Source organism: Leptolyngbya sp. FACHB-261, from assembly GCF_014696065.1.
GTDB lineage: Bacteria > Cyanobacteriota > Cyanobacteriia > FACHB-261 > FACHB-261 > FACHB-261.
In genome coordinates this window covers 76,232-99,260 of the sequence record NZ_JACJPL010000024.1, presented here as the reverse complement: position 1 = coordinate 99,260, position 23,029 = coordinate 76,232, and the positions used below count along the sequence as shown (strand labels likewise).

General features: G+C 51.2%; 23 protein-coding genes. 11 read left to right on the top strand and 12 right to left on the bottom strand.

Going from position 1 to position 23,029, the window contains the following annotated elements; translation table 11 throughout:
* Positions 1–273 precede the first annotated feature (273 nt).
* A complete protein-coding gene (locus H6F94_RS14985) occupies positions 274–1,032 on the top strand; it encodes a hypothetical protein (RefSeq protein ID WP_190803048.1) in 759 nt (252 codons plus the stop codon).
* Between the two features lie 315 nt (positions 1,033–1,347).
* On the top strand, positions 1,348–2,430 hold the full coding sequence (locus H6F94_RS14980) for a histidinol-phosphate transaminase (RefSeq protein WP_190803047.1): 1,083 nt from the start codon (positions 1,348–1,350) through the stop codon (positions 2,428–2,430).
* On the opposite strand, the gene H6F94_RS14975 is transcribed toward H6F94_RS14980, so the two are convergent.
* Both H6F94_RS14975 and H6F94_RS14970 read right to left on the bottom strand, forming a co-directional pair.
* Positions 2,427–2,960: a hypothetical protein gene (locus H6F94_RS14975; RefSeq protein ID WP_199320442.1), complete on the bottom strand. Its 534-nt coding sequence runs from the start codon at positions 2,958–2,960 to the stop codon at positions 2,427–2,429. The two genes, H6F94_RS14980 and H6F94_RS14975, sit on opposite strands and share 4 nt — an antisense overlap.
* Positions 2,961–3,445: 485 nt before the next feature.
* The gene (locus H6F94_RS14970; protein ID WP_242041208.1) at positions 3,446–3,949 is read right to left on the bottom strand and encodes a GNAT family N-acetyltransferase; all 504 of its coding nucleotides are present in this window, start codon (positions 3,947–3,949) and stop codon (positions 3,446–3,448) included.
* Between the two features lie 111 nt (positions 3,950–4,060).
* Between H6F94_RS14970 and H6F94_RS14965 the strand changes: the two genes are divergently transcribed.
* Entirely contained in the window at positions 4,061–5,026 is a 966-nt protein-coding gene (locus H6F94_RS14965) for a carbohydrate kinase family protein (protein WP_242041207.1), read from the top strand.
* Here the strand turns inward: H6F94_RS14965 and H6F94_RS14960 are convergent.
* From H6F94_RS14960 to ffh, 5 genes are all read right to left on the bottom strand, one after another.
* Positions 5,008–5,958: a PhoH family protein gene (locus tag H6F94_RS14960; RefSeq protein WP_190803045.1), complete on the bottom strand. Its 951-nt coding sequence runs from the start codon at positions 5,956–5,958 to the stop codon at positions 5,008–5,010. The genes H6F94_RS14965 and H6F94_RS14960 overlap by 19 nt on opposite strands.
* A 133-nt stretch (positions 5,959–6,091) precedes the next feature.
* On the bottom strand, positions 6,092–6,265 hold the full coding sequence (gene rpsU, locus H6F94_RS14955; protein ID WP_190803044.1) for a 30S ribosomal protein S21: 174 nt from the start codon (positions 6,263–6,265) through the stop codon (positions 6,092–6,094).
* Between the two features lie 147 nt (positions 6,266–6,412).
* Positions 6,413–6,673, bottom strand: coding sequence for a KH domain-containing protein (locus H6F94_RS14950; RefSeq protein ID WP_313949298.1), 261 nt, complete (start codon positions 6,671–6,673; stop codon positions 6,413–6,415).
* An 11-nt stretch (positions 6,674–6,684) separates the two neighbouring features.
* Complete coding sequence (gene rpsP / locus H6F94_RS14945; protein WP_190803042.1) at positions 6,685–6,933, bottom strand: 30S ribosomal protein S16; 249 nt, start codon at positions 6,931–6,933, stop codon at positions 6,685–6,687.
* A 77-nt stretch (positions 6,934–7,010) separates the two neighbouring features.
* Positions 7,011–8,435: a signal recognition particle protein gene (gene ffh, locus H6F94_RS14940; RefSeq protein WP_190803041.1), complete on the bottom strand. Its 1,425-nt coding sequence runs from the start codon at positions 8,433–8,435 to the stop codon at positions 7,011–7,013.
* A gap of 454 nt (positions 8,436–8,889) precedes the next feature.
* Here ffh and H6F94_RS14935 point away from each other — a divergent pair, with 454 nt between their 5' ends.
* Both H6F94_RS14935 and H6F94_RS14930 read left to right on the top strand, forming a co-directional pair.
* Positions 8,890–10,218 carry a hypothetical protein gene (locus H6F94_RS14935; RefSeq protein ID WP_190803040.1) on the top strand — a complete coding sequence of 443 codons (1,329 nt, stop codon included), beginning with the start codon at positions 8,890–8,892 and terminating at the stop codon, positions 10,216–10,218.
* Between the two features lie 163 nt (positions 10,219–10,381).
* Complete coding sequence (locus H6F94_RS14930; RefSeq protein WP_190803039.1) at positions 10,382–11,527, top strand: hypothetical protein; 1,146 nt, start codon at positions 10,382–10,384, stop codon at positions 11,525–11,527.
* A 9-nt stretch (positions 11,528–11,536) separates the two neighbouring features.
* Here H6F94_RS14930 and H6F94_RS14925 read toward each other — a convergent pair whose 3' ends face one another.
* Positions 11,537–12,157, bottom strand: a complete 621-nt coding sequence (locus H6F94_RS14925) for a YdcF family protein (RefSeq protein ID WP_190803038.1) — start codon at positions 12,155–12,157, stop codon at positions 11,537–11,539.
* Between the two features lie 210 nt (positions 12,158–12,367).
* Here H6F94_RS14925 and H6F94_RS14920 point away from each other — a divergent pair, with 210 nt between their 5' ends.
* Positions 12,368–14,209 carry an ABC transporter ATP-binding protein gene (locus H6F94_RS14920; RefSeq protein ID WP_396426437.1) on the top strand — a complete coding sequence of 614 codons (1,842 nt, stop codon included), beginning with the start codon at positions 12,368–12,370 and terminating at the stop codon, positions 14,207–14,209.
* Between the two features lie 63 nt (positions 14,210–14,272).
* Here the strand turns inward: H6F94_RS14920 and H6F94_RS14915 are convergent, their stop codons facing one another.
* On the bottom strand, positions 14,273–14,857 hold the full coding sequence (locus tag H6F94_RS14915) for a superoxide dismutase family protein (protein ID WP_190803036.1): 585 nt from the start codon (positions 14,855–14,857) through the stop codon (positions 14,273–14,275).
* A 248-nt stretch (positions 14,858–15,105) separates the two neighbouring features.
* Positions 15,106–16,695, bottom strand: coding sequence for a M48 family metallopeptidase (locus H6F94_RS14910; protein WP_190803035.1), 1,590 nt, complete (start codon positions 16,693–16,695; stop codon positions 15,106–15,108).
* Positions 16,696–16,964: 269 nt separating this feature from the next.
* Here H6F94_RS14910 and arsH point away from each other — a divergent pair, with 269 nt between their 5' ends.
* From arsH to arsJ, 4 genes are all read left to right on the top strand, one after another.
* On the top strand, positions 16,965–17,630 hold the full coding sequence (gene arsH, locus H6F94_RS14905) for an arsenical resistance protein ArsH (RefSeq protein WP_190803034.1): 666 nt from the start codon (positions 16,965–16,967) through the stop codon (positions 17,628–17,630).
* Between the two features lie 195 nt (positions 17,631–17,825).
* On the top strand, positions 17,826–18,146 hold the full coding sequence (locus H6F94_RS14900) for an ArsR/SmtB family transcription factor (RefSeq protein ID WP_190803033.1): 321 nt from the start codon (positions 17,826–17,828) through the stop codon (positions 18,144–18,146).
* A 341-nt stretch (positions 18,147–18,487) separates the two neighbouring features.
* On the top strand, positions 18,488–19,504 hold the full coding sequence (locus H6F94_RS14895; protein ID WP_190803032.1) for an ArsJ-associated glyceraldehyde-3-phosphate dehydrogenase: 1,017 nt from the start codon (positions 18,488–18,490) through the stop codon (positions 19,502–19,504).
* 31 nt (positions 19,505–19,535) lie between these two features.
* Positions 19,536–20,795, top strand: a complete 1,260-nt coding sequence (gene arsJ / locus H6F94_RS14890) for an organoarsenical effux MFS transporter ArsJ (RefSeq protein ID WP_190803031.1) — start codon at positions 19,536–19,538, stop codon at positions 20,793–20,795.
* Between the two features lie 514 nt (positions 20,796–21,309).
* Here the strand turns inward: arsJ and H6F94_RS14885 are convergent.
* Positions 21,310–21,705 (bottom strand): hypothetical protein, encoded by a 396-nt coding sequence (locus H6F94_RS14885; protein WP_190803030.1) that lies wholly within the window; start codon positions 21,703–21,705, stop codon positions 21,310–21,312.
* A 123-nt stretch (positions 21,706–21,828) separates the two neighbouring features.
* Positions 21,829–22,086: a hypothetical protein gene (locus H6F94_RS14880; protein WP_190803029.1), complete on the bottom strand. Its 258-nt coding sequence runs from the start codon at positions 22,084–22,086 to the stop codon at positions 21,829–21,831.
* A 616-nt stretch (positions 22,087–22,702) separates the two neighbouring features.
* Here H6F94_RS14880 and H6F94_RS14875 point away from each other — a divergent pair.
* Complete coding sequence (locus tag H6F94_RS14875; protein WP_190803028.1) at positions 22,703–22,987, top strand: hypothetical protein; 285 nt, start codon at positions 22,703–22,705, stop codon at positions 22,985–22,987.
* Positions 22,988–23,029 lie beyond the last annotated feature (42 nt).

Genomic DNA, 23,029 nt, shown 5'->3' with positions numbered 1-23,029 from the left:
AACTACGAATAGTAGTATCCACTTTTCTGAGGCTCACACTATCTCAGTTTTCGCATTCTAGAATCCTCTTCCCCTGAATTTCGTCTCAACGGTTTCCCTAGGATGGCCCCTGTAACGCAAGCATAGACTGTGAAGTTAGATTTGCTTGCATCTGCGGAATACTTAAGAACGTCTCTGCCTTAGAAATTGTGGTGCTAGATGCTAGATATCAAGGCTTGGCGCCCTGGCAATCCAGACAGTCAATACGTTGGATGATTACAAGGAGATAAAACATTGCGCTACGACTTACAGAGTTTAGTTGTTAGCAGGACTGAGGTGGTAGATCTAACTGGCTTAGAAATACTGGCATACTCCAGTCTGTCTCGAGAGCCATATTGTCTTGCTGTTTTTATTTCCATTATTAATGTTTTTGTCGTTTTACTCGGTGTATTTATTGGCGTTATTCTCGGGTTAGTTACATTTGCTTTTTACTTAGGCCTTGCATTCGTTCTCCCTCCCATAAGTAGTGTATTTGCTTGTTTTGCTTGGAGGAGCTTTCAAACAAGCGATCCTTGGAAGAATTACTGGATGGACCTTCAAAGTTTTTCGGGTGATACTGTGCGGTATTGGGAGGAGCGTAATCAATCGAGCAAGAGCTACAATAGAATGAAAGCGCAGTGGAAAAAGACCTCAAAATCTTTCAAAATTCTTCTCGACGAAGTCGGTAGGTATAACAAGATCATTGCTGACATAGATGTTATTGATCAGTTAGAAGAGGCTGGAAACCATGTAAGACTCGATGACAGACAGAAGGTTATTGAGGCTCTTAGAATTACAAAAAAAGATTTGACTCGAGCCTTAAAGACAGAAAGAATTTTAAGAAACAATCAGGACTTCAATCCTGGCTCATTTTCTGTTGATATAGTAGCTTTGAGAGCCTTGCAAATTAGTGAACAGGCTAGTGAGTATGCTCGGCTACTCAATGAGACAGTGCAGATTGCGGTAGAGGTTCAAAAAGGAATGAGGAATTTGCAAAGTCGCAGTAAGCACTAAAACAACACCATACACATTAGATAGCAACGTGACCAAGGCAACAAGGTGTTAGCGTTAGTGTGCCTAGCCTCAAACCCGTTAGTGGGCATTGCACAGGAATTGTGACAATCTTCTGAACTGTACGATGAGCTGTCAGAACAGTGATTAAGTGCTATCAAGTCTGGCGAGAAGCCATCACAGAATTTGAAGGACTAAGTTCAACTTGCTGACCTGATGAGAAACTGAACTAAGCCCGTGGCTCAGAGCCAGTTCGCAAGCTTTAGTCTTTATCCCTTGGTGTTGTAGGATTGCAGTCTGAACTCTTCTAGACTTGTCATGTTGCCTTTCCTGCGGAGCGATCTGTCTGAGCTGGTTGCCTATTCCTCGGAAGGGCACGAGAGCCACGCGGCGGAGTTCGACAAGCTCGATACCAACGAATTTCCCTTGGACTTACCGGAGGCGCTGAAGGAAAAACTGGCGTTCCTTTCAGCGCAGCAGATCCAGTCCAATCGCTACCCCGATGCTAGTTATGTCGGGCTACGTCAGGAAATTGCTCGCTACGTCAGTGAGTCTGCCGACGCAGTAGTTACACCAGAGCAGATTTCCGTCGGCAACGGCTCCGACGAGCTAATCCGCTCTATCCTCATTGCCACTTGCCTCAATCACGCAGGCAGTATTCTGGTTGCCGAGCCGACCTTCTCGATGTACGCAATCTTGGCTCGCAGCCTGGGCATTCCAGTCGTCAGTGTGCCGCGGCATGAAAACTTTGAAATTGATATCGCTGCCGCTCAGTCAGCACTGGCCCAACACCCAGAAATTCGCGTGGTGTTTCTGGTTCACCCCAACTCGCCTACCGGGAACGCACTGACCGAGGCTGAACTGACTTGGGCCAAGGCTTTGCCGCCAGAAATTCTAGTGGTCGTGGATGAAGCCTATTACGAGTTCAGTGGTCAGACAACAGTGGCTGAGCTGAGCCGTTCCAATTGGATGATTCTGCGCACCTTCTCCAAAGCATTCCGACTGGCAGCACACCGCTTGGGTTATGCCATTGCCCAGCCTGAACTTGCATTGGCTTTAGAAAAAATTCGTCTGCCTTACAACTTGCCCAGTGTCTCTCAGGCTGCAGCATGTCTTGCTCTAACCCACCGCAAGGAACTCTTAGCGGAAGTTAAGTCACTGCGACAAGAACGGGAGCAGCTCTATCAGGTCCTACTCACCCATTCAGACCTGAGAGTCTGGCCCAGTGCTGCCAATTTCCTATTTATAAAAACTCTTGGCAGCCGTTCAGCCGCTGAATTGCACCAAGGCTTGCAGCAACAGGGCACCCTAGTTCGTCAGACTTGTGGTGGTTTGCGAATTACCGTTGGCACAGCCGAGGAGAACCAACGCACCCTTGCTCGTCTACGACAGGTCCTTTAGGCTGAGGCAGCCACTTGTGTCTGCTGCTGACTAGGCGCAGTGGTTGTGCTTATCAAGCTAACGTAGTTTTCACTCTGCCTAGGGCGGGCTTGACGAATGGTTTGCGGCAACACACCGACTAGTCGAGCCAAAATATCATCGGGCAGCTGCGCCACTGTAATTGCGTCAAAATAAGCCTCAAACTGAGACAGGATGGTACGGGCGCGTTGGAGGGGCAGATCATTTGTGGTGGCCTGGTGAGTCAGACGCATCCATTGAATACGGATTTTGTATGCCTTCTGACGCTCCTCATAGGTTTCGGGCGCGACCAAGTTCAGGTCCCCGACTGGAATAACCTCATGACAGTCCGCGTCGAAGAAGCCACCAACAGCAGCTCCAGGTCCCGCGAATTCGGCGTGGTACTGCTTACAAATGATCAGACCATTCTTGCGGCGGCTATCCACCGACAGGAACTTGCCACTGCTGAGGGTTCTGAGTACCTCGTGGCTGGTAAGGCGAACAATCTGACCAGAATGGTTGCTGCTATCCATGCCGCATCCACTTTCATTCGGGGACAAAACTGGAACCGGGGTAGAGCAAGGTAGTCCAGTTTAGCAATTGTGCAGACAACTGCACTTTTTAAATTGCTGCTCTGTTTTTACTACTGCTACTACCATACACTGCTCCCTGCTCTCTTGAGGTTGCCAGACCAATAGAATTTTAGGCAACCGTAAAAACTCAGGACTTTGCTTTTTAACTTTATTTTTAGGCGCTAAATGACACAGCACCTCTCTGAAAGCACTGTGGGTCAAGGACTTCAGACGTTGGAGGTTTCTGAATCCTAATTGCTAAATCCGAATCTTTGTGCTCTTTGCTAATGCCATAGAAGTTTTACTTTAAAGGTTGTATGAAGCTAAGTTGCAGACTGCTTGAAGAAGCAGTGAAGCTTAAATGAATCTGAAGGATTTTATGAGCTACTTAGGAATATAGATTAAATATCAAAAAATTTCCTCTGTCTTACCCATGACTTGAATTACTAACTTTGGGCAGTGGTGAGGTCGAAAGTTCTACATAGAAGCATTCGCCGAGGACGGCCTAACACCCAAAAGCTCCAGTGCTGGTCGAGGGTTTGTAATCGGTAGCCGATTCGACTGTATAGTTTCCGAGCTGAGTAGTTGTTCTCCAGCACATGAAGATAGAGACTGTGCTGGCCTGCCGATTGAGCAATCTGTTCGCAGGCGACTAGCAGCTGCTGGGCCACGCCCTGACGTCGCCACTGTGGGCGAACCGCTAGGTTGGACAGGTAGGGGTAAGGATGGGAACGTTCCTCTCGAGACTGGGTTCCCAAGGCCAGCTCAACGGTGCCTAGGAGGATCTCCTCCCGATTGCTTTCTTGAGGACAGGTTGCTACTAGGCAAACATGGTCCCGTTGGTTACGGCGTAGTCGGCTGCGCAGGTCCTCATAGATACCCAAGCGTAATAAAGGGTAGGCCAGCTTCATCATCCACCCATCGGGGGGATGAAAGCTTTCAGTAAGCAAATCCGCCAACTCCGGCAGATCACGAGCTCGAGCCGGACGGACAGTTAGTTGTGGGCAACGGTTGCAGTCGATAATGACAAGACTTAGTGGCTGAGCAGTGAAGGAAACCTCATGATTCAGGATAACCGCCCAACTCCCCTGCCAATCATTTGTCTTGGCGGCGTGGTGATGGACATCCTGATTCGCCCCCTGCCGCAATTGCCTCTGCCAGGATCTTCGACTGCGGTCGAAACAATTAGCTTGGTAGTAGGTGGTTGTGCGGCAAACACTGCAATAGCGTTAGCTCAGCTTGACTTGCCGGTTGGGATTTGGGCACGAGTGGGTCAGGATGCTCTGGGAGATCTGCTCAAGCAGCAGTTGCTCAGCGCGGGTGTCACAGCAGATCTCTTCATTCAAGATCCAACTCTGGCAACTAAGGCTGTTGCCCTGCTCGTTGGTCCTGACGGAGACCGACGACTACTGCGGGGGCCTGGACTCAGTAATGCCCTCTCGCCCTTAGATTTGGCTAACTTAAATCTCCAAGGTTTGGGCTGGTTGCACATTGGGGGCCTTTACTCGCTACGCCGCCTGCTTGGGGCTGAACTGGCAAGTCTATTGGTGCAAGCCCAAGATGCTGGTGTGATAACCAGCCTTGATACAGTCTGGACGCACGACAACAACTGGCAAGCTCTGCTGCCTTTGCTGCCTCATCTAAATTATGTGATGCCCAGCTTGGCTGAGGCTCAGCAAATCTCTGGCGCAGAAGACCCGGAGACGATCCTGGCGTTTTTGCTTGAGCGAGGTGCCAAAACAGTAATACTCAAGCTGGGGGAAGCTGGCTCAATGCTTGGCACAGGTAACCAGCGCCTCAAAATCCCGGCTTATCCGGTGACCGCAGTGGTAGATACCACTGGTGCTGGGGATGCTTTCTGTGCTGGCTTCATTGCCGCCCGCTCCTTCGGATTAGACTTGGAGCAAGCCATGAACTGGGGCAATGCCTGCGGGGCTTTAACCGTACAGGTTTCAGGAGCAAATAGTGGCTTCACTGGTCGGGCTCAGATTGAAGCTTTGGTGAAGGTCTATTCGTGCCCTTCATAAGCAGTAACGATGCGTTGCACTAGCGGGTGACGGACAACATCAGCGCGACCCAACTGGCAAAAGGCAATTCCTTCAACCCCGTGGAGAATCTTCTGAGCAACTGACAAACCAGAGGCCTGGTGCTCTGGTAGATCGGTTTGAGTCACGTCACCTGTGACTACCATGCGCGATTTGAAGCCCAGACGTGTGAGCACCATCTTCATTTGAGGCGGTGTGGTGTTTTGCGCTTCGTCCAAGATGATAAAGGCGTTACTGAGAGTACGCCCACGCATGTAGGCTAGGGGAGCAACCTCAATCACACCACGCTCCATCAGGGCCGGAATCTTTTCTGGATCCATCAGTTCGTGAAGCGCGTCGTAGAGCGGACGCAGATAAGGATCCACCTTTTGCTGCAAATCACCGGGTAGAAAGCCTAGGCGTTCGCCTGCCTCCACCGCGGGACGGGTGAGAATCAGGCGTTCGTACTGGTTTGCCTGAAGCGCTTGCACCGCTAGCACGGCGGCTAGAAAGGTTTTACCGGTGCCTGCTGGTCCAATGCAGAAAGTCAAGTCATGATTGCGCACTGCCTGGACATACTGGCGCTGACGGAAGGTTTTAGCCCGAATCACCTCGCCTTTGCGGGTCCGGGCCAGAACATCCTGTTGAAGGGCTTGAAACTCTTCAGTGCGGTTAGTATCCAGGGCATGGCGAGCGGTGAGAATATCCACTGAGGTGACTGAACGTCCCTGACCCCAGAGGTACGCCAGTGCCTCAATCAAGCGGCGGCAGAGGTTGACTGCACCTTCAGGCCCACTTACCAATAGATCCTGACCACGCAGGACTAGGCTTGCTCCTGTCTGTTTGCTGAGCAGCTTGAGATTTTCTTCGCCAGGTCCAGCCAAGTGAATGGCGCTCTCAGGGTCAGGTAGATGAATGGTGAGAGGCTCTCCCATAGCAGGTGAACAGGGAATGCTTTGAAAGGACATTGAAGGACAAAGACGCCCGGTCGAGCCCGAGCGTCTGATGAGGCTTAAAGAATGGTTGCCTTGAATCTAACAAATAGGGCAGTCCTTAGGGGACTCCAACTCAGTTCCGCCGCTTACGGGCCGCTTCAGCTTTACGCTTGCGTTGCAAACTGGGCTTCTCGTAGCGCTCACGACGCCTAATCTCAGACAAGATTCCAGCCTTCTGAATCTTCTTCTTAAAGCGTCGTAGGGCTGATTCAATGGACTCATTTTCACCAAGCCGGATTTCGGACATTGTTACTTTCTCACCTCCCAGGCCAAGTACAGAAACAGCAAACGTCAACGACCTCAAAAGGTCCCTGGTGGGGGTTTTGAGGTCTGAAAACGTGAACCATCCGCGCTAGCGAAGGGGAGACTACAAAGTCTGGGCGCAAGCGAGCAGCTAGCGGTCTCCATAGATGTCTAAGTAAATGGTGTAGCCCACGAGCTGAGCTGCTGCCTCAAGCACGGTACGAATTGCTTGAATCGTTCGACCACCTCTCCCAAACACGCGTCCCTTGTCTGAGCCCTCAAAAGCAACTCGCAGCCAGGCTCGCTGCCGGGCAGAGTTGATCTCGCAATCTAGCTTGAGGGAGTTGGGATCGTCGAGCAAGGGCGCGATTAAGAAACGGGCCAGTTGCGTGTAGTCAGGAACAGCAGCCACTCTGGTAGCACTCAAACGTTAATTTGGTCGTAGACTTTGGCTTTTTCCAGAATACGCCGGACTGTCTCCGTAGGCTGTGCCCCTTCCTTAAGCCGCTTGATGATATTGGGGACTTGGAGTTGGGTCTCGTTGGTGCGGGGATTGTAGAAGCCTAGCTCTTCCAGGGGACGCCCATCGCGGCGGGAGCGGCTGTTGATGGCTACGATGCGGTAGCTGGCTTCGAACTTTTTGCCGTAGCGTTTGAGTCGCAGTTTGATCATGGTAGTTGAGGGAGTATCTCCTGAGGGATTAGTTTTAGAGAGGTGACAGCTGGGGGTTCGAAACGGCGGATTGCGGATTATAGTAATTCACCGAATCCCTTTTTACCTTTTTTCTTACCCTTGCCGCTCTTTTTCTTGCCGCCAGCACCGGGACCCATTTGGCCCATGCCGGGGACGCCGCCCATACCGGGCATGCCTGGGAAGCGACCTTGGCCCATCTGCTGCATCATGTTGCGCATACGCTGAAAGTCGCTGACCAGCTTGTTGACATCCTGAGCATCATAGCCAGAGCCACGAGCGATGCGATTGCGACGGGCGGGGCTCTTGGCTAATAGGTCAGGATTACGGCGCTCTTCGGAGGTCATGGAATTAATCATGGCCTCGCAGCGCTTGAGCTGCGTTTCACCTTGCGCCAGTTGCTCGTCTGAGATCTTGTTCATACCGGGAATCATCTTGAGAATGCCTCCCAGCGAACCCATGTTTTTGAGTAGACGAGTCTGCTTTAAGAAGTCGGTGAAATCAAACTGAGCGGCCAGGATCTTCTCCTGCATCTTCTCCGCATCGGCCAGGTCGATTTCTTCCTGGGCCTTTTCCACTAGGGTGAGCACATCGCCCATACCCAGAATGCGCGAAGCCATGCGCTCAGGATAGAAGGGCTGGAGCGCTTCAACTTTTTCACCCACCCCGACAAACTTAATTGGGGCACCAGAAATCTGGCGGACTGAGAGCGCGGCACCGCCTCGGGTATCGCCATCGAGTTTGGTGAGAATTGCGCCAGTGATGCCAATCTGGTCGTGAAAGGCGCGGGTGAGGTTGGCAGCCTCTTGGCCGGTCATTGCGTCTACAACCAGCAGGGTGTCGTGTGGCTGCACGGCCTTCTTGATCTGGGCCAATTCCTCCATCATTGCCGGGTCAATTTGCAGACGACCGGCCGTATCCACGATCACGGTGTCGATGCCCTCTGCACGAGCTCGCTCCACACCCTGACGGGCAATGTCTACGGGATTGGCGTCGCGGCCCAACTCGAACACGGGCACCTCTACCTGTTTACCCAGCGTGACCAACTGGTCAATTGCCGCAGGCCGGTACACATCCGTGGCAACCAGCATGGCCGAGCGCTCTTGCTTGCGCAGATGCAGAGCGAGCTTGGCCGCCGCTGTGGTTTTACCTGTGCCCTGGAGACCTGCCATCAAGATGACGGTGGGGGCAGTGGTAGCTTGGGCCAGCGGCACATTGGTATCGCCCATGACCTTCACTAGTTCGTCATAGACGATTTTGATGAACTGTTGGTCGGGACGAACGCCAGAGACGACTTCTGAACCTTGAGCCCGTTCAGAAACCTGAGCCACAAACTCTTTGACGACCTGGAGGTTGACGTCGGCTTCTAGAAGAGCACGGCGAACTTCCCGCAGGGCGTCCTGAATATTGTCCTGGGTGATGCGATCCTGACCTCGCAGCTTCTTCCAGGCACCTTCTAGTCGTTCAGCGAGGGCGTCAAACATACAATTGGCGAATTTGCCAGCTCTTTATCGTCGCACGGAAAGCTCTGAACCGACAATTATTCGGCCCTCTCTAATCTTAGCAAGCTACACCCAGACTTCTGCGCCTAGACCGCTAGGGTGTCGAGTCACTAATCCTCCTAGGTCAGCTCTAGACCTCTGCATCCGCCGCTAAACCTTCAAGGGAATCGAATCTGCAAAAAAATCACTCATGCTCAGTTGAGGCGATTGTTAGCGTTCGCTGAGAATAAAGCTTGGCTGATTGCCGCGAGCCCACTGTTATGAACTGGTATGAACTAGGGTGTGAAATGTATCGTGAACTGTTTAGTAAAAAATGGGTACAACAGCAGGGCTTGTATGGGAGCTTGTGGTCAGATCTCTTCCCAGAGTCAGTTCCGCTCGTCTAAGCCAGCTCGGCATAATGGATGCGCCGTTTGCCAAAATTTAGAGATCTGCTGTGGACGCCTCCTTAGAACGTGCCGGACGATTGAAGCAGGAACTCGTCGAGTTTGGGCTCAACAGTGAGTTTAGAGGCCGAATGGATGCCTTCGTTCTAAACCATCCCAGCAACCGCAGACGAGACATTGCCCAAGACAACTTATTAATCGACTTGTTTCTAACCGACGTGCCTGTGAAAAATGGGCAGACTCTGTTGGACTTATTCCTAAGTAGTCGCTCAAACTGGCAGCCTGAGGAACAAAAACTGTTAGAGAGTTGGCAGCAAACGTTTCTGGGCCTGTTCGAATTGCAAGAGCCTTTAGCAGGCGGTTGGCAGTTGATGAACTGGCTCTCGGCTAGGGTCTACGCGGCTTATGCAACCACTGCAACCCTTCAGTCCTCACTGGAGCGATTAAAAGCAGGAGACATTATCCTCACTCGTTTGGCTCCTCTTGATTCAGAACGGCGGATTTTCTCGGGGCCTTCTATCTTATTGGGTAATTTGTCAAAGCCCAAGTTAGCCGTTGCCGTTGATAATTTTCGGCGCCACTACAAGTCTTCCCTCTATGCAGATGCACCTGAGTTGCTAGCAGAAGCTTGGACTTCAGTCACTAAACAGCATGAGGATTTTGTAGAATTTTTTGGCAGCGACCAACTGGCTATTCCCGGCTATAAGCTCAATAAAAAACTGGCTGAGTACCACGATTGGATAGTGCAACGGCAAGCAGAAACAGCCGGAGTGGATGCTAACCAATCTCTAGCTTCAGTGGCTGCTGCCGCTGGCGTAGATGAAGAAGAGCTAGAGCAAATGGCCGCTGAGAGTGGCTTAGATACAAGCAAGTCTTTATCTGAAATTGCGGCTGATGCTCGCGACCAGGTACAGTCCACGCCTAAGCTGGAAGTACCGACTGCGATTACGCAGGCCGAACAAGTCACAGTGTTTTCCGACCCGCAATGGGGCCAAGCATTTGTGCCTAACTACGAGCGGCTGGTGCGACTGCTGACAGCTCCAGATGTTCGAGAGATTGAAGGCTACGAGCGTACGGTTCAGGCCTTGCTTAAGGATCCCAACTTCCCAACGCTAGTGTGGCTACGGGCGGCTCAGCAGCATCCCCAGCCCCTGGAATCGCTATTACGAACGGCTTTGCAACGGCCTGAGTTTGAGCTAGCCCAGCTTGGGGCGCTATTGCAAGAGTTTGGTAAGCCAGCCGAACCAGAGTTGCCAGAGACGGCGAGTGCCCCAGCTCATCTCGGTCAGCTTTTTCAAGACGCTGTAGCCAGTCTGAAACCGAGCGCCGCAGGTAAAAAGACGAGTAAGAAGAAGAAAAAAAGCCCTTTAGCGCTTTAGGGGGTTGCTCAGATCACAAAGCTATGCAGTTTTTGGTAATCTTTGTTGCAAAAATCAATCTGAACTGTCCGGACGCTTACTAAGCTTGAGAGGTTTGGCAGACTAGGCTGCCCGAATCCTCCAGCAATCCTGGTGAAAGTATTTAAAGCTACAAGGCCCTAAAGTGAATCTACGGTGCGAATCGCCTGTAGAGCAAGGTTATGGTGCCTTTATCAGGATAGGGGGGATTGCCAAAATGGCCGAATCAAGTCTTTCTAAGCTATCTCAGCAGCAACACAGCTATCCACTCCTGCTGTTGTCTACAGCTGTGGCAGAGGCATTGCAAAGTGTGCCACCGCCAGTACCTACCTATCGCTCTAGTCCTGCTCCGGAAAAAACAAAACTACAACCGGTTCCCAAAGCTCAGTTGGCAATCTCTGCGGGGGCTGGCTTAGTGGTCGCCCTTCTGCTCTACGCCGTACTGTTGCAGTTTTTGGGGGACAGCATTGCGCTACTCGGTGTGGCTCTGGCCCTAGGTGTGTCAGGAACGCGATTGATCCAGCAATTTCGCTACAACCGGCGCGTGGTAGCACTGCAACGGCAGTATGAGTGGCAATTGGCTGACTACTTGCAGCAGGAGGATCAAGCCCGAGCGGAACACCGAGAGCAGACGCAGGACCGTGAGGCTCTCCTCAGCGATCCACGCCGTTTACTCGCCTTTCGAGTGGGGCGGCTTCAGCCTCTATTCGCTGAGATCCAATGCCTGCGGGCTGCAAGATTAGCTCAAACCCGACCAAATGATGCGGCGGAATCAGAACTGCTTGCCCAGCTACAGCAAGAGTTTCCTGATCGCATTCACCGAGGCATTAACTTGATGATTGAAGGGCTCGCGGTGGAGTGCCTGCCCAAAATCGCCTACATTGACCCACAGCTGAAGCTACATATTGCTGTTGAAATCGATCGGGCCTTCGACTTTGACCCTATGACTGGGGCTTGCGAACCTCGTAACTTTATTGGCGGCACCCGCAATGGCGAGCATATCCTGCTTGATCAGAACTGGGTCGTCTTGCGCTTTACCCAAGAGCAGGCGCTCAATCACCCTCGCAGTTGTGCCAAGACTCTAGCTCATACCATTGCCAGCGTGACTGGGGACAAGCAGTTGTTCGCTAATTTCCGTACGGTACCGAATCTACCGGTGGTGCCTTGCTGGACAGCGGAACAGGCGATGTCAATGGCCCGGTCTACGGTGATGCTAGACCGCGATTCGAGGCCGAGAGAGGATCCTAATCTCCGCTCCCGCTCGGATGAGCCCAGTCGTTTGCGCAATTAGGCCGATGTCTCAGTCAGCTAGCACTGCCAGCCAGAGTAAAGGCTCTCTGCTAGATGCAGGACTAACGGGTGGACTAGCGTTCATACTGCCCGAGCGTTGATGTAGAGTCGAACCCGTTTGACCTGTTACTAGCCACAGCAATGCCCTTGCCCCATCTCGCGCTACCTTGCTGAGCGGCTCAGGTGAGCGGTGGCTAGGAACGGCAATTGGCCACAGGCTAATTCCCTGACTACCCAGGACAATCTCACCAATTACCCGCGCTCTGCGCATGTGATAGTCGGAAGTGATCAGGTACAGGCTGTGGATGCCTTGAGCTTCGAGGTCGTCTACTAGAGTTGTGAAGTTCGTGACGGTATCGACAGCTCGGTAGTCACGCTGCACACGGCTTGGAGCGACGCCTGCCTGGTCAAAAGTCCATTCAGAATACTCAAGGTTGGTGCCTGAAGAAACCCAGATGGGTAGGTCAGGGTGCTGCTGAGCAAAATCGGCAGCAAAATCTTCCCGTTCTCGGTCTCCCCCTAACACCAGAATCGCCTGTGGTTGCTCAGTGGGCTCTGAGTGGCCCTTCATGATCAGAGCCGAGGTAGTAAAGCACACCAGCAACACAGACAGTAAACGCAGACGCTTCATAAAGAGGGAACAAACGTAGTTCTGCACAGGAGTTAGACAGAGTTACGCTAGCGAAGGTTGCGTATCCGTGCAACTGCATGAAGTCCGGGCCGAAGCAAAGCTCAATCAAGGACTATCAACAAGGGCTGTGAAGAAGGGCTTTGAAGTCGGAGAACCTCTCAGTCCCTATACCCCTATAGGATGGAAAGGCAATTCGCTAGGGTGTCAGCTTTGATTTTGGTTCAACTGCGTCGGGCTTTGGCCGGGGTCTACCGAGACAAACAAACCACAGCGACTAGCGACGAGCAGTTGCAACATCCCCTTCAGCGACTGCTGCGTTATAGCCGTCCACACCGCAAGCAGGTCTGGTTGGCAACCATCTGCTCCGTCTTGAACAAAATTTTTGATCTAGCACCACCAGCTCTGATTGGGACCGCCGTAGATGTGGTGGTGCAGAAGCAGGACTCGGTTCTGGCAAAGTTTGGCGTAGCTGATGTCTTCACGCAGTTGCTATTGCTGTCATTTCTGAGCTTAGTTATCTGGGTACTTGAATCGGTCTTTGAGTACGCTTACAACCGCCTCTGGCGTAACTTAGCCCAAACTATTCAGCATGAGTTGCGCTTGGATGCTTATGGCCATTTGCAGGAATTGGAAATGGCTTATTTCGAGGAGCGGAGCACAGGCGGTTTGATGTCAGTTCTGAACGACGATATCAACCAGTTGGAACGCTTTTTGGATGTCGGTGCTAATGAAATTTTGCAAGTCTCCACAACAGTAATAGTCATTGGTGGTGCGTTCTTTATTCTGGCTCCTAGCGTGGCCTGGATGGCGATGCTGCCGATGCCGTTTATTTTGTGGGGCTCAATCGCGTTTCAAAAGTATCTTGCGCCTCGTTATGCTGAGGTGCGTGAGAAAGCCAGCCTGATTAACAGCCGCCTGGCCAACAATTTGGGTGGTATGACCACGATCAAAAGCTTCACCGCAGAAGACTACGAGCGCGAGCGCATTCGCATTGACAGTGAAGCTTATCGTCAGAGCAATGCGCGGGCGATCAGCCTAAGTTCAGCCTTTGTGCCGCTGATTCGAATCGTTATTTTGCTAGGCTTTGTTGCCACGCTGTTTTACGGTGGTCTCGAGGCGGCTAATGGCAATCTTTCGGTCGGTACCTATAGTGTTTTGGTGTTTCTGACGCAACGGCTGCTCTGGCCCCTGACTCGCTTGGGCGAAACTTTGGATCAGTATCAACGGGCCATGGCTTCTACTAATCGAGTCATGCGCTTATTGGGTACACCGGTCGCTATTCATCCTGGTAACAGAAACCTGCCACTGAATGCCGTGAGAGGTGAGTTAAGGCTGAACCAAGTGACTTTTGCTTACCGCGATCGTCGCCCTATTCTTAAAGATTTATCACTGTATATTCCTGCTGGTAAAACGATAGCAATTGTCGGCTCGACCGGCTCTGGTAAAAGCACTCTAGTCAAGCTCTTGCTGCGTCTCTACGAGATCCAGGAAGGCAGCATTACCCTCGATGGTGTTGAATTGCGGGAGCTGAATCTTCGAGATCTGCGTGCCTGTATTGGTCTAGTCAGCCAGGATGTATTCTTATTTCACGGCACCGTGCGGGAGAATGTTGCCTACGGTAGTTTTGACGCCTCAGAATCAGAAGTAATTGCTGCTGCTAAAGTTGCTGAGGCTCACGAGTTTATTCTGCAATTGCCTCAGGGCTACGACACAATTGTGGGTGAGCGAGGACAAAAGTTATCAGGTGGTCAACGGCAGCGTTTAGCCATTGCCCGTGCCATTCTCAAAAATCCGCCAATTCTAATTTTGGACGAGGCAACTTCAGCGGTGGATAACGAAACTGAGGCGGCGATTCAGCGTTCTTTAGAGCACATCACCCGAAGCCGAACCACGATTGCAATTGCCCATCGTTTGTCTACGGTACGCAATGCCGACCGCATTTATGTGATGGAACGAGGCCGTTTAGTGGAACAGGGCCGCCACGAGGAACTCATTCAGCACCGGGGTATCTATGCTGGCCTCTGGCAGGTGCAAATGGGCTTAAGGGCTTAAGCTATATCTTTTGCCAATCGGGGATTTTGCGATTGGGTCCAATTGCCCAGAAACTGCCTTATGTTAGGTCTTTTCGATCACACCACAGGCCAAACGTGCTCCACCTGCTTCGGCTGCGCTGCCACCTGCTTTAAATTGGTCATTGAGCTTATGCACGATCACCGCACTGCCATCGGCATCAAATAGGCTTAGAGGACCGTTAGTGAGCGCAATTCGGTTAGTCGAAGTCTGCAAGCGGCCTCTGCCTCGTTGGTCGATTAGGATATTTGGCAGGTCGCCCATGTGATAGGGATGGTTTGCCTCAACTGGGGTTGAGGAACCAAATGGGCCTGGATCAAAGTGGCCTTTCGCAGCACCAAAAGCGGTTTGACCAGCAGCTTGGCAGGAGCCAGTTTCATGTAAATGCAAGCCATGCAGACCGGGGGTCAGAGTTTGAGGATTCCCTTGCAACTCAACTCGGACTCGGACTAAACCATCAGTACCTTGTAGAAGGGCTAGATTACCTGTAATGCCTGGGCCTGTAATTTGAGCTTTAGCTTGTAAGTCTGCTGCTAATGGTGGTGAAACTGAGGTCACGATAAACCCGATCACCAGGGAGACTAAAACAATAACTGGCACAAGGATAGTCGTGAAGCTGGGTAATTTCATAACTGACTCCGTTTGTGGTTGAAACTGGTCCAGGGTCTAGCACCCGAATCAAAATTATAGAAGTTCGAGGTCTATAAACAAGCCAGAGTCTAACAAAAGGCTTTGGCTTGATGGGAATCTAGAAACTCACTCTCTAGGCAAACAACTCAGTTCTGCTCGTTCTTAGATCTTTATGCGTTTGGAGATACACAAAAATCTCTGGCTTTTCCATCAATTTAGATTGAATATGGACGTTATTAGCGCAGTCCTTACCGTCGCTCTCGCCTCCTGCGTGATTCAGAAGGTTTTTGCTCAGCTAAAACTTGATTGACACGTGCTTGGATTTGCTCATGGCGAGTCACGCCTTCAAAGGCATAACGGTTGTAGCCATTGCGCTCAATCAAGCTTTCTAAGTTGCCAATGCGCTCATCTGTTGTAGGGTGCGAAGACAAAAACGTGGGTGGTTCAGCTTGTTCTACTTGCTTTTTAAGCGTCACCATCAAATTGCGCATCCCATCGGCTGCATAGCCAGAAGACGCCAGAATGCGAGTGCCCAGAATATCAGCTTGGCGCTCCATATCACGGCTGTAACTCATCACTACCAGGCTGCCCAGCAAATTACCCCCGGTTATATTTTCAATGAAGCTGCTTTGAGTCATCAACAAAAAACCATGCGAGAGCACCGCATGAGCAAGCTCGTGCGAGAGCAATCCTGCTAGTTCTGCTTCAGAACGCGTCTCCAAAATTGCTCCTGCATTGACAAAAACCTTACCGCCCGGTAAAGCAAAGGCATTGAGATCTTCCTCAGGCACCACATAAAACTCGTACTTAAAATCGTCCCGGCCTGCGGCCCGGGCTAGCTTCTGGCCTAACTCCGTTATATAAGCCACAATTTCTGGATCATCAATTGCCTTGAGCTGCCGTTTTGCGCGCTCCGCCACATGGTTACCGACCGTAGACTCGCCTTGAAGCATCAGCACGGTGACTTGCAGCGAGGAAATCGGCCCAAACAAACTGCCCGTCAGACCGTAGCTTAAAGCGCCAGTGAGGACACTGGCGATTGCCTGTCCGGTCAAGCGGCTGCGCAACTTGGACTGAAACTGTTTGAAATGCTCGTCGGCAAGTTGGCGAAACTCAGGTGCTGCTGGGTCCTCTGGATTGAGCAGGGCGAACTGGCGAGCGGCAATTGACGCTTCCAGCCATTGTTCAGCCGCAGCCTGGGCAGCAACTTGAGCCCGGATCAGGTCTGGCTGGCTGGGATAGAGGCTGGTAGCCCGCTCCAACACCTGAACCGCCTCCGCCGTCTGCCCTTGCTGCCGCAGGACTTCGGCCAATCGTACCTGACCCGGAATGAACTGCGGATACTGCTCAACCAGCAACCGCAGGGGGACTAAAATCCGGGTTTGCAGCTTTTGGGCTACGCCAGCCTCATACTCGCGCCAGTACACTCGTCCCGCCGGCGAAAGCTGTTCGGGATCAGAGATAGGGATGGGGCGATTGGTTTCAAGCTGCTCGCGAAAAGGATCTTTTGCTTTGCGGTAGAGCGACTGAGCTGCTGCAATTTGGCCCTGCTGATAGAGTTCATCCGCTTGAGCCAGCTGGCGTTGGCGCTGAGCAGCGTCAGCATCGACCTCAGATGCGGGTTGGGGTGCTGAGGCTGGCTCTTGAGCCGCAGGGCTTGGCGTGGGTACCGGCTGATTAGCTGGTTCGTTAGCTGGCTCACGGGCCGGTTCACGGGGCAGCGATTGGGGTGGCTCAACTCGTGGGTTGGGTGTGGCTGCCTGAACGGAGAATGGAGTGGGGCCGAGAGCAGGCAATACCATCAGGCTAGCGAGCAGCGAAGGCCAAAAGGGGCGCATGGCAGGTTCCAAGGTGACCCAGTGTTTCTACTGCTGAGTATAGTTCTGCCTGTTGCTGACTGGAGCTTGGAGGCTAGTGAAACAGTTGTACATTCTATATGTCGCTTTTCTCAATGGTGAAATGGCTCTACTAAAGTCTTCAAAGGCTTGAAAAATCACTCTCCCCTTGAAGTGTCCTTCGCCCCTATCTTGGCGTTACTGAAGGCTTGTAATCAGCTCAAGTATCCATCACTGCTCATGTCTGGCGAACATTTAGTGTCTATCGTGCAATGAACTTTGATCACAAACCTAGAATTCTATTTCTATATGGCTCTCTACGAGAGCGTTCCTACAGCCGTTTATTGGCTGAGGAAGCCGCTCGAATCATCGAAGGGTTTGGGGCAGAAGTTCGGTTCTTTCATCCACATGATTTGCCGTTGCACGGCAGCGTACCTGATACCCATCCAAAGGTTCAAGAACTGCGGGAACTGAGCCAGTGGTCGGAAGGTCAAGTTTGGTCTAGCCCAGAAATGCATGGTCAAGTTAGCGGTTTGTTGAAGCTCCAGATTGACTGGATTCCGCTGAGCATGGGGGCAGTGCGACCCACTCAAGGCAGAACCCTGGCTGTGATGCAGGTTTGTGGCGGTTCCCAGTCCTACAATGCCGTGAACACACTGCGAATTTTGGGGCGTTGGATGCGGATGTTCACGATCCCTAATCAGTCTTCAGTTCCCAAGGCTTACCAGGAATTTAATGAAGACGGGACAATGAAAGATTCGCTCTATCGAGATCGCGTTGTTGATGTTATGGAAGAGCTTTACAAATTCACACTCTTACTGCGGGATAAGGTTGACTATCTAACTGACCGCTACAGTGAGCGCAAAGAGGCAACAACAAAGCAGACCCTTGAAATCACCAATCGTGCCCTTGGACTTGACTCGGGTCAAAGTTCCTGACTATTCAGAGATTGGTTCTTGACTTTATATCCTAAAGATTCGGATCAGTAGGGATTAACGGAGGCTACTGATTCGTGCTGTTCTGGATCTCATCTTCACACTCAATAGCCCCGCAGATTTCTCCCTGTTTAGCGCTTTCTCGATACGACAGTCGGCTCTTCTAGTTAAAATTAGGTTATGTTTCAATAAAAATTGATGAAAACCACCCCAAAAACAGCATCAGATTTAGTGGTTGCTGGGTTTCATGCTCTAGCCGAACCGTTGCGAGTCAAGACAATAGAACTTTTGCGGGACCAGGAACTGTGTGTCTGCGATCTTTGTGAGCATTTGGGAGTGGCTCAGTCCAAGCTGTCTTTCCACCTCAAGACTCTTAAAGAAGCGGACTTGGTTCGTTCTCGACAGGAAGGTCGCTGGATCTATTACAGCCTCAACCTACCGCAGTTCGCTGCCCTAGAGCAGTACCTGGCTGAATATCGCCGCTTTAGCCCGATGGTCCCGACTCGCCCATGTGAGTAAAAGCCAGATCCTTCTGGGTCTTATTTATTGCAGTGCCTTTGTGTCCAAAACAAGGCTTGATTAATCAGTTCTATAGGCTACATTCCATTACCCCAAGCGGTCACTCGTGTTGGGGCCGACTGCGACTATGCAGGTAAGACTGGCACAGTTTTCAAGGCCAACCTGAGCTTAGCTTGATCATTCATACGCTTCTGACGAAAAAGCCGAGGTTTTAGTTCTTGTCTAAAAAACTCTGCTATCGTTCTTGAGAAATCAATTTTTCTTGAAATGGCGGAGATGCTATCCATAAAGTCTCCTTCTAGACAAGATGAGTAAACCTGACGCTAGGTTGAGAGGAAATTATGAGAGCTCGGGTAGGGATTAATGGCTTCGGCAGGATCGGTCGGTTGGCACTGCGAGCAGGCTGGGGCTGGCCTGAACTGGAGTTTGTTCATATCAACGAGCTAAAAGGTGGGCCAAAGACGGCAGCCCATCTGCTCAAGTTTGATTCAGTTCACGGACGCTGGGCCCCGGAGGTGGAAGCTGAGGGGGACCAAGTTTGCATTGACGGTAAGTACCTCAGCTTCAGTGAGTCGGCGAGCCCTGGGGAAGTGCCCTGGGAGGAGTTTGGCGTTGACCTGGTTTTGGAGTGCTCCGGTAAGTTCCGCAGCCCTGAGCTACTGGCCCCCTACTTTGATCACCGTGTGCATAAGGTCATCGTGGCTGCCCCGGTAAAAGGGGGAGCGTTGAACCTTGTGATGGGGGTTAATGAGCATCTATACGAACCTGACCAACATCATCTGCTCACCGCCGCTTCCTGCACCACCAACTGCTTGGCGCCAGTGGTCAAGGTAATCCATGAAGGCTTAGGAATTAAGCACGGCGTGATCACAACCATCCATGACCAGACCAATACTCAAACCCTCGTAGACGCTCCCCATAAGGATCTGCGACGGGCAAGGGCTAGTAACCTTTCCCTAATTCCAACCACCACAGGCTCAGCCACGGCTATTGGTCTGATTTACCCAGAGCTGGATGGCAAACTCAATGGTTTGGCTGTGCGTGTGCCGTTGTTGAACGCCTCTCTAACCGATTGTGTTTTTGAGGTGGCACGGCCTACAACTGTGGCGGAAGTCAATAGTCTGCTCAGAGCCGCTGCGGAAGGTCCCCTTCAAGGAATTCTGGGGTACGAAGAGCGTCCCCTGGTTTCTGTTGACTACAAAGATGACCCCCGCTCCTCGATCATCGATGCCCTATCCACGATGGTGGTCGATGAAACTCAGGTCAAGATTCTGGCCTGGTACGACAACGAGTGGGGTTATGCCAATCGCATGGTGGAACTAGCCCGCAAGGTTGCCCTTTCTTTGCCCGGTCATTGATGCTTTGCTGCAATTTCATTCCTGAAAAGCTATGACTGCCACGACTGCTGAGCGCGCAAACCTGCGAAATTACCTGCTGGTCACCGCTGCCTACTGGGGGTTCACTGTCACTGATGGTGCTCTACGCATGCTGGTGCTGCTTCATTTCAACCAGCTGGGCTACACCCCTTTACAAATTGCCTCTCTATTTTTGTTCTATGAAATCTTTGGCGTTATTACTAATTTTCTAGGTGGGTGGATTGGTTCTCAGTTTGGTTTGAAAGTCACCCTTTACGGCGGTATCGGGCTTCAAGTGTTCGCTTTGGTGATGACTGCCTTACTGAATCCTAGTTGGCCAGTAGGTTTTGGTGTTGTGTATGTCATGGCAGCGCAAGCGTTATCGGGCATTGCGAAAGACCTCACCAAGATGAGTTCCAAGAGTGCGATTCGGCTGGTAGTGCCTCAGGACGCTCAATCCTCTCTGTTCAAATGGGTAGCCATTCTCACGGGTTCTAAGAATGCGCTCAAAGGAGTGGGCTTTTTTGTCGGTGCAGCTCTGCTAGCATCTCTCGGTTTTGTGAAAGCTCTGCTGCTTATGGCTGGAGGGCTGTTTCTGCTTCTGCTAACTGGGGTATTGCTACCTAAGGGCATGGGCAAAATCAAGGCTAAGGTCAAGTTCAAGCAGCTCTTTTCGAAGAGTGAGGAAATCAATATTCTCTCCGCCGCTCGCTTTTTCCTGTTCGGTTCGCGGGATGTCTGGTTTGTAGTTGGCTTACCCGTTTTCCTGCGCAGTTCTCTGGGTTGGTCGTTTATGCAGGTTGGGGGTTTTCTGGCCTGTTGGGTGATTGGCTACGGTACGATTCAGTTTTTAGCTCCCAACCTGTTGCGGCTGTTAGGCTCAGGTCAACCTCCTCAAGCTCGGACGATCCAGTTCTGGACCTCATTCCTGACAGCAGTGCCCGCAGCTATTGCTCTAGCGCTGCAATTAGGCGTCTCGCCGACGCTAACCATTGTGGGCGGTTTGGCTCTGTTCGGTGTGGTCTTTGCCTTTAATTCAGCAGTCCATTCCTACCTGGTGCTGGCCTTTACCGAGGATGACAAGGTAGCGCTGAACGTAGGCTTCTACTACATGGCAAACTCAGGCGGACGGCTGGCTGGCACCGTACTCTCGGGACTGATCTATCAGCTCTTTGGCCTGGTTGGTTGTCTCTGGATCTCTACATTCTTTGTGCTGGTGGCAGCCCTGATTTCCTTTCGCTTGCCTGACCCCAAACCGGTTCAAGCGATTGCCTGGAAAGCTGGTGAAGAGTGATGTGAGCGGGAATCACTAGCTCTTGCTATTTCCTCCTCTACAGTTGCAGTAAGCAAGGGAGGGTACGGAAAAAGCCGCGCTTAGCGGAACAATCGTCTCTTGTAAAGAGTACCTTTGCAAATTGTACGTCGCGTTCTCTGTTGCTCTTTTAGGAAGAATGATGCATTTTTACTACTCAGTGGTAGCCGTCTCCTTGTGTGATGTCAGATCAGATATCTGAGTTTTCAGAAGCAGTATTTCAAGACTTGTCGACTCTTCTATTCGAAACCCTGGTTCAGGTTCTTGGATAGCTGTTGAAACGAGAGATGGAAAACTGCTTGGGGCTGATTTTAACAACTAGATACTTCACTATGACAACACAAATGTTCAACTTTGTGTTGTCAATAAACTTTAGATCAAAACACTTTACTGAGTCTTTGTTTCCACTCGTGGTAGGTTTACAAATTAGAAGCGCTTCAGCCTCAGCCAAAGCGACTCCGTTCTACTGGGTGTACTCAGGCTATGGTGAGGCTTCTCACAGCGGGCTTCTGTCTAGTGGGTTATCTGGGAATACGCTCTCATGCCATTCCCCAAACGCGGCCACAAGGCGTGTTACACTATCCGGCTGAAGAAGGTCATAAGGTAGTGTCTCATCGCCCTTCGTAGGGATATCCATCGCAGCAGCGCTGGCGAAGTTGTGACGTACGGTATAGGTGTAGCCCCTATCGCGATAGTCGAGGAAGTCCTTGTTGAAGCAGAGGTGGCCATGCTTGTTTGTCCCTTTGTATTCAAAGTGCTCAAGCTTGAGCCATGCGTTCAAGTTTTCAAGGTTGGCACGTAGAACACTAGCCGCTTCTGCGTCGTGGGTTGTATTGTCCTTAGGCATATATTTGTCCTTTTCAGTTATGTGTTGTTGGTCTGGTGTTGTCATCTCACTCCCTATAGTCGCATAGTATTTTCCTGTACTGTTCCTCCTGTTTGCGTAGCCTTAAGGGGTTATGCTAGAAGCGCCTTGACTTTAGCCAAAACGCCTCGGTTTTACTCCGCTTTCCGTCTACTGGTAGAGTGCGTTACGCCACGCTCCGTATTCGCCCATCATCTCTGTCAGCCCGGTCATGTTTTTCAAGCTGTAGCTTTTTCTCATCTCGTAGGTGTCCCCCGTCTCCACGGCTGTCTTCATCTCATCAAAGCTGTGCAGAACGAAAAAGAAGTGAGTGGGTGGAACTGCATCAATGCGCTTCAAATAACGCATCCGTCCGTCTTCGTCTGTGCCGTTGTACTCGAAGCCTTCAGCAGCAAACCACCTGTACAAGTTCTCAACGTTTCTTGTTAGAGTTGCGTTCATTTCGAGACTGCTCATATTGACATGCACCGTAAAGGTCGTCTTCAGTTATGGCACACATCAGAGGTGCGCGCGGCTTGCGACGTCAACGGATTGCTCTGATGGTCGTGCATCGACTCATTAAAGGGTTTCCAGGTATTTAAGTTCTTCAAAGTTCTACTTCCGAAAGCCGATAACAGTTGTTTGAAACTATCTATCTTGCCGAGGTCGTACGCAACGCGCTCCCCTACCTGTTTTTCGTTTACTGCGATGACGATCGATAAATCATAAAAGTTATGCGCCACGGAGAAGCGTATTGGCAGACCCTTTTTGTGAACAGTGTGACGATAGGTGACGTTGCTATCCTCGTTAGTGCTGTCCTACTCAAACTTTTCTAGCTTTAGCCAGATTTGTAAGTGTTTGAAGTTGTGCATCGCTATCGCAGGTCAGTTTAGGGTGGTCATGTATTCGCTCATAGTTTGTTGTAAAAGTTAGCTGCTGAAGTGTTCGGCAGTTTCTCGACTTGTCTAGGTCATGAGAGTTAGGTCATGACCGGGTATTGGAGTAGACCCGCTGCGACTTCTTCCCAAGTGTTCTGATCTGTCACATGCTGAAAGCGTTGGTCAAGCGCTTCCGGCATGTGACCGAGTATCCAGCTTTTCAGCGTGGAAACGAAGCGCGGTTAGGCTTGAACCGCTCCACATCCTCACGCACCGAAGGCAGCACAATTGAAACTCAAAACTGGTGGATTAGTTATGCTGTGACGTTGCACTACTCCAAAGCAGATCCAGTAGGTGCTGCCAGCACCATAGCGAAGGAAGGCTTGCGACGCCTTAGTACTAACTATTTTGGTTCACAACCGTTTGCGAACGTACAACAGCACTATTCCTAAAGAGTTAATACACGGTAAACTGTTTCCCCGGCTGGGTATCTC

Bases quoted from the DNA above. Each gene is read 5' to 3' on its own strand.
- H6F94_RS14980 (WP_190803047.1), top strand. From the start codon at position 1,348: ATGTTGCCTTTCCTGCGGAGCGATCTGTCTGAGCTGGTTGCCTATTCC.
- H6F94_RS14975 (WP_199320442.1), bottom strand. From the start codon at position 2,960: ATGGATAGCAGCAACCATTCTGGTCAGATTGTTCGCCTTACCAGCCAC.
- H6F94_RS14965 (WP_242041207.1), top strand. From the start codon at position 4,061: ATGATTCAGGATAACCGCCCAACTCCCCTGCCAATCATTTGTCTTGGC.
- H6F94_RS14960 (WP_190803045.1), bottom strand. From the start codon at position 5,958: ATGGGAGAGCCTCTCACCATTCATCTACCTGACCCTGAGAGCGCCATT.
- rpsU (WP_190803044.1), bottom strand. From the start codon at position 6,265: ATGTCCGAAATCCGGCTTGGTGAAAATGAGTCCATTGAATCAGCCCTA.
- rpsP (WP_190803042.1), bottom strand. From the start codon at position 6,933: ATGATCAAACTGCGACTCAAACGCTACGGCAAAAAGTTCGAAGCCAGC.
- ffh (WP_190803041.1), bottom strand. From the start codon at position 8,435: ATGTTTGACGCCCTCGCTGAACGACTAGAAGGTGCCTGGAAGAAGCTG.
- H6F94_RS14925 (WP_190803038.1), bottom strand. From the start codon at position 12,157: ATGAAGCGTCTGCGTTTACTGTCTGTGTTGCTGGTGTGCTTTACTACC.
- H6F94_RS14915 (WP_190803036.1), bottom strand. From the start codon at position 14,857: ATGAAATTACCCAGCTTCACGACTATCCTTGTGCCAGTTATTGTTTTA.
- H6F94_RS14910 (WP_190803035.1), bottom strand. From the start codon at position 16,695: ATGCGCCCCTTTTGGCCTTCGCTGCTCGCTAGCCTGATGGTATTGCCT.
- arsH (WP_190803034.1), top strand. From the start codon at position 16,965: ATGAACTTTGATCACAAACCTAGAATTCTATTTCTATATGGCTCTCTA.
- H6F94_RS14900 (WP_190803033.1), top strand. From the start codon at position 17,826: ATGAAAACCACCCCAAAAACAGCATCAGATTTAGTGGTTGCTGGGTTT.
- H6F94_RS14895 (WP_190803032.1), top strand. From the start codon at position 18,488: ATGAGAGCTCGGGTAGGGATTAATGGCTTCGGCAGGATCGGTCGGTTG.
- arsJ (WP_190803031.1), top strand. From the start codon at position 19,536: ATGACTGCCACGACTGCTGAGCGCGCAAACCTGCGAAATTACCTGCTG.
- H6F94_RS14885 (WP_190803030.1), bottom strand. From the start codon at position 21,705: ATGACAACACCAGACCAACAACACATAACTGAAAAGGACAAATATATG.
- H6F94_RS14875 (WP_190803028.1), top strand. From the start codon at position 22,703: ATGCTGAAAGCGTTGGTCAAGCGCTTCCGGCATGTGACCGAGTATCCA.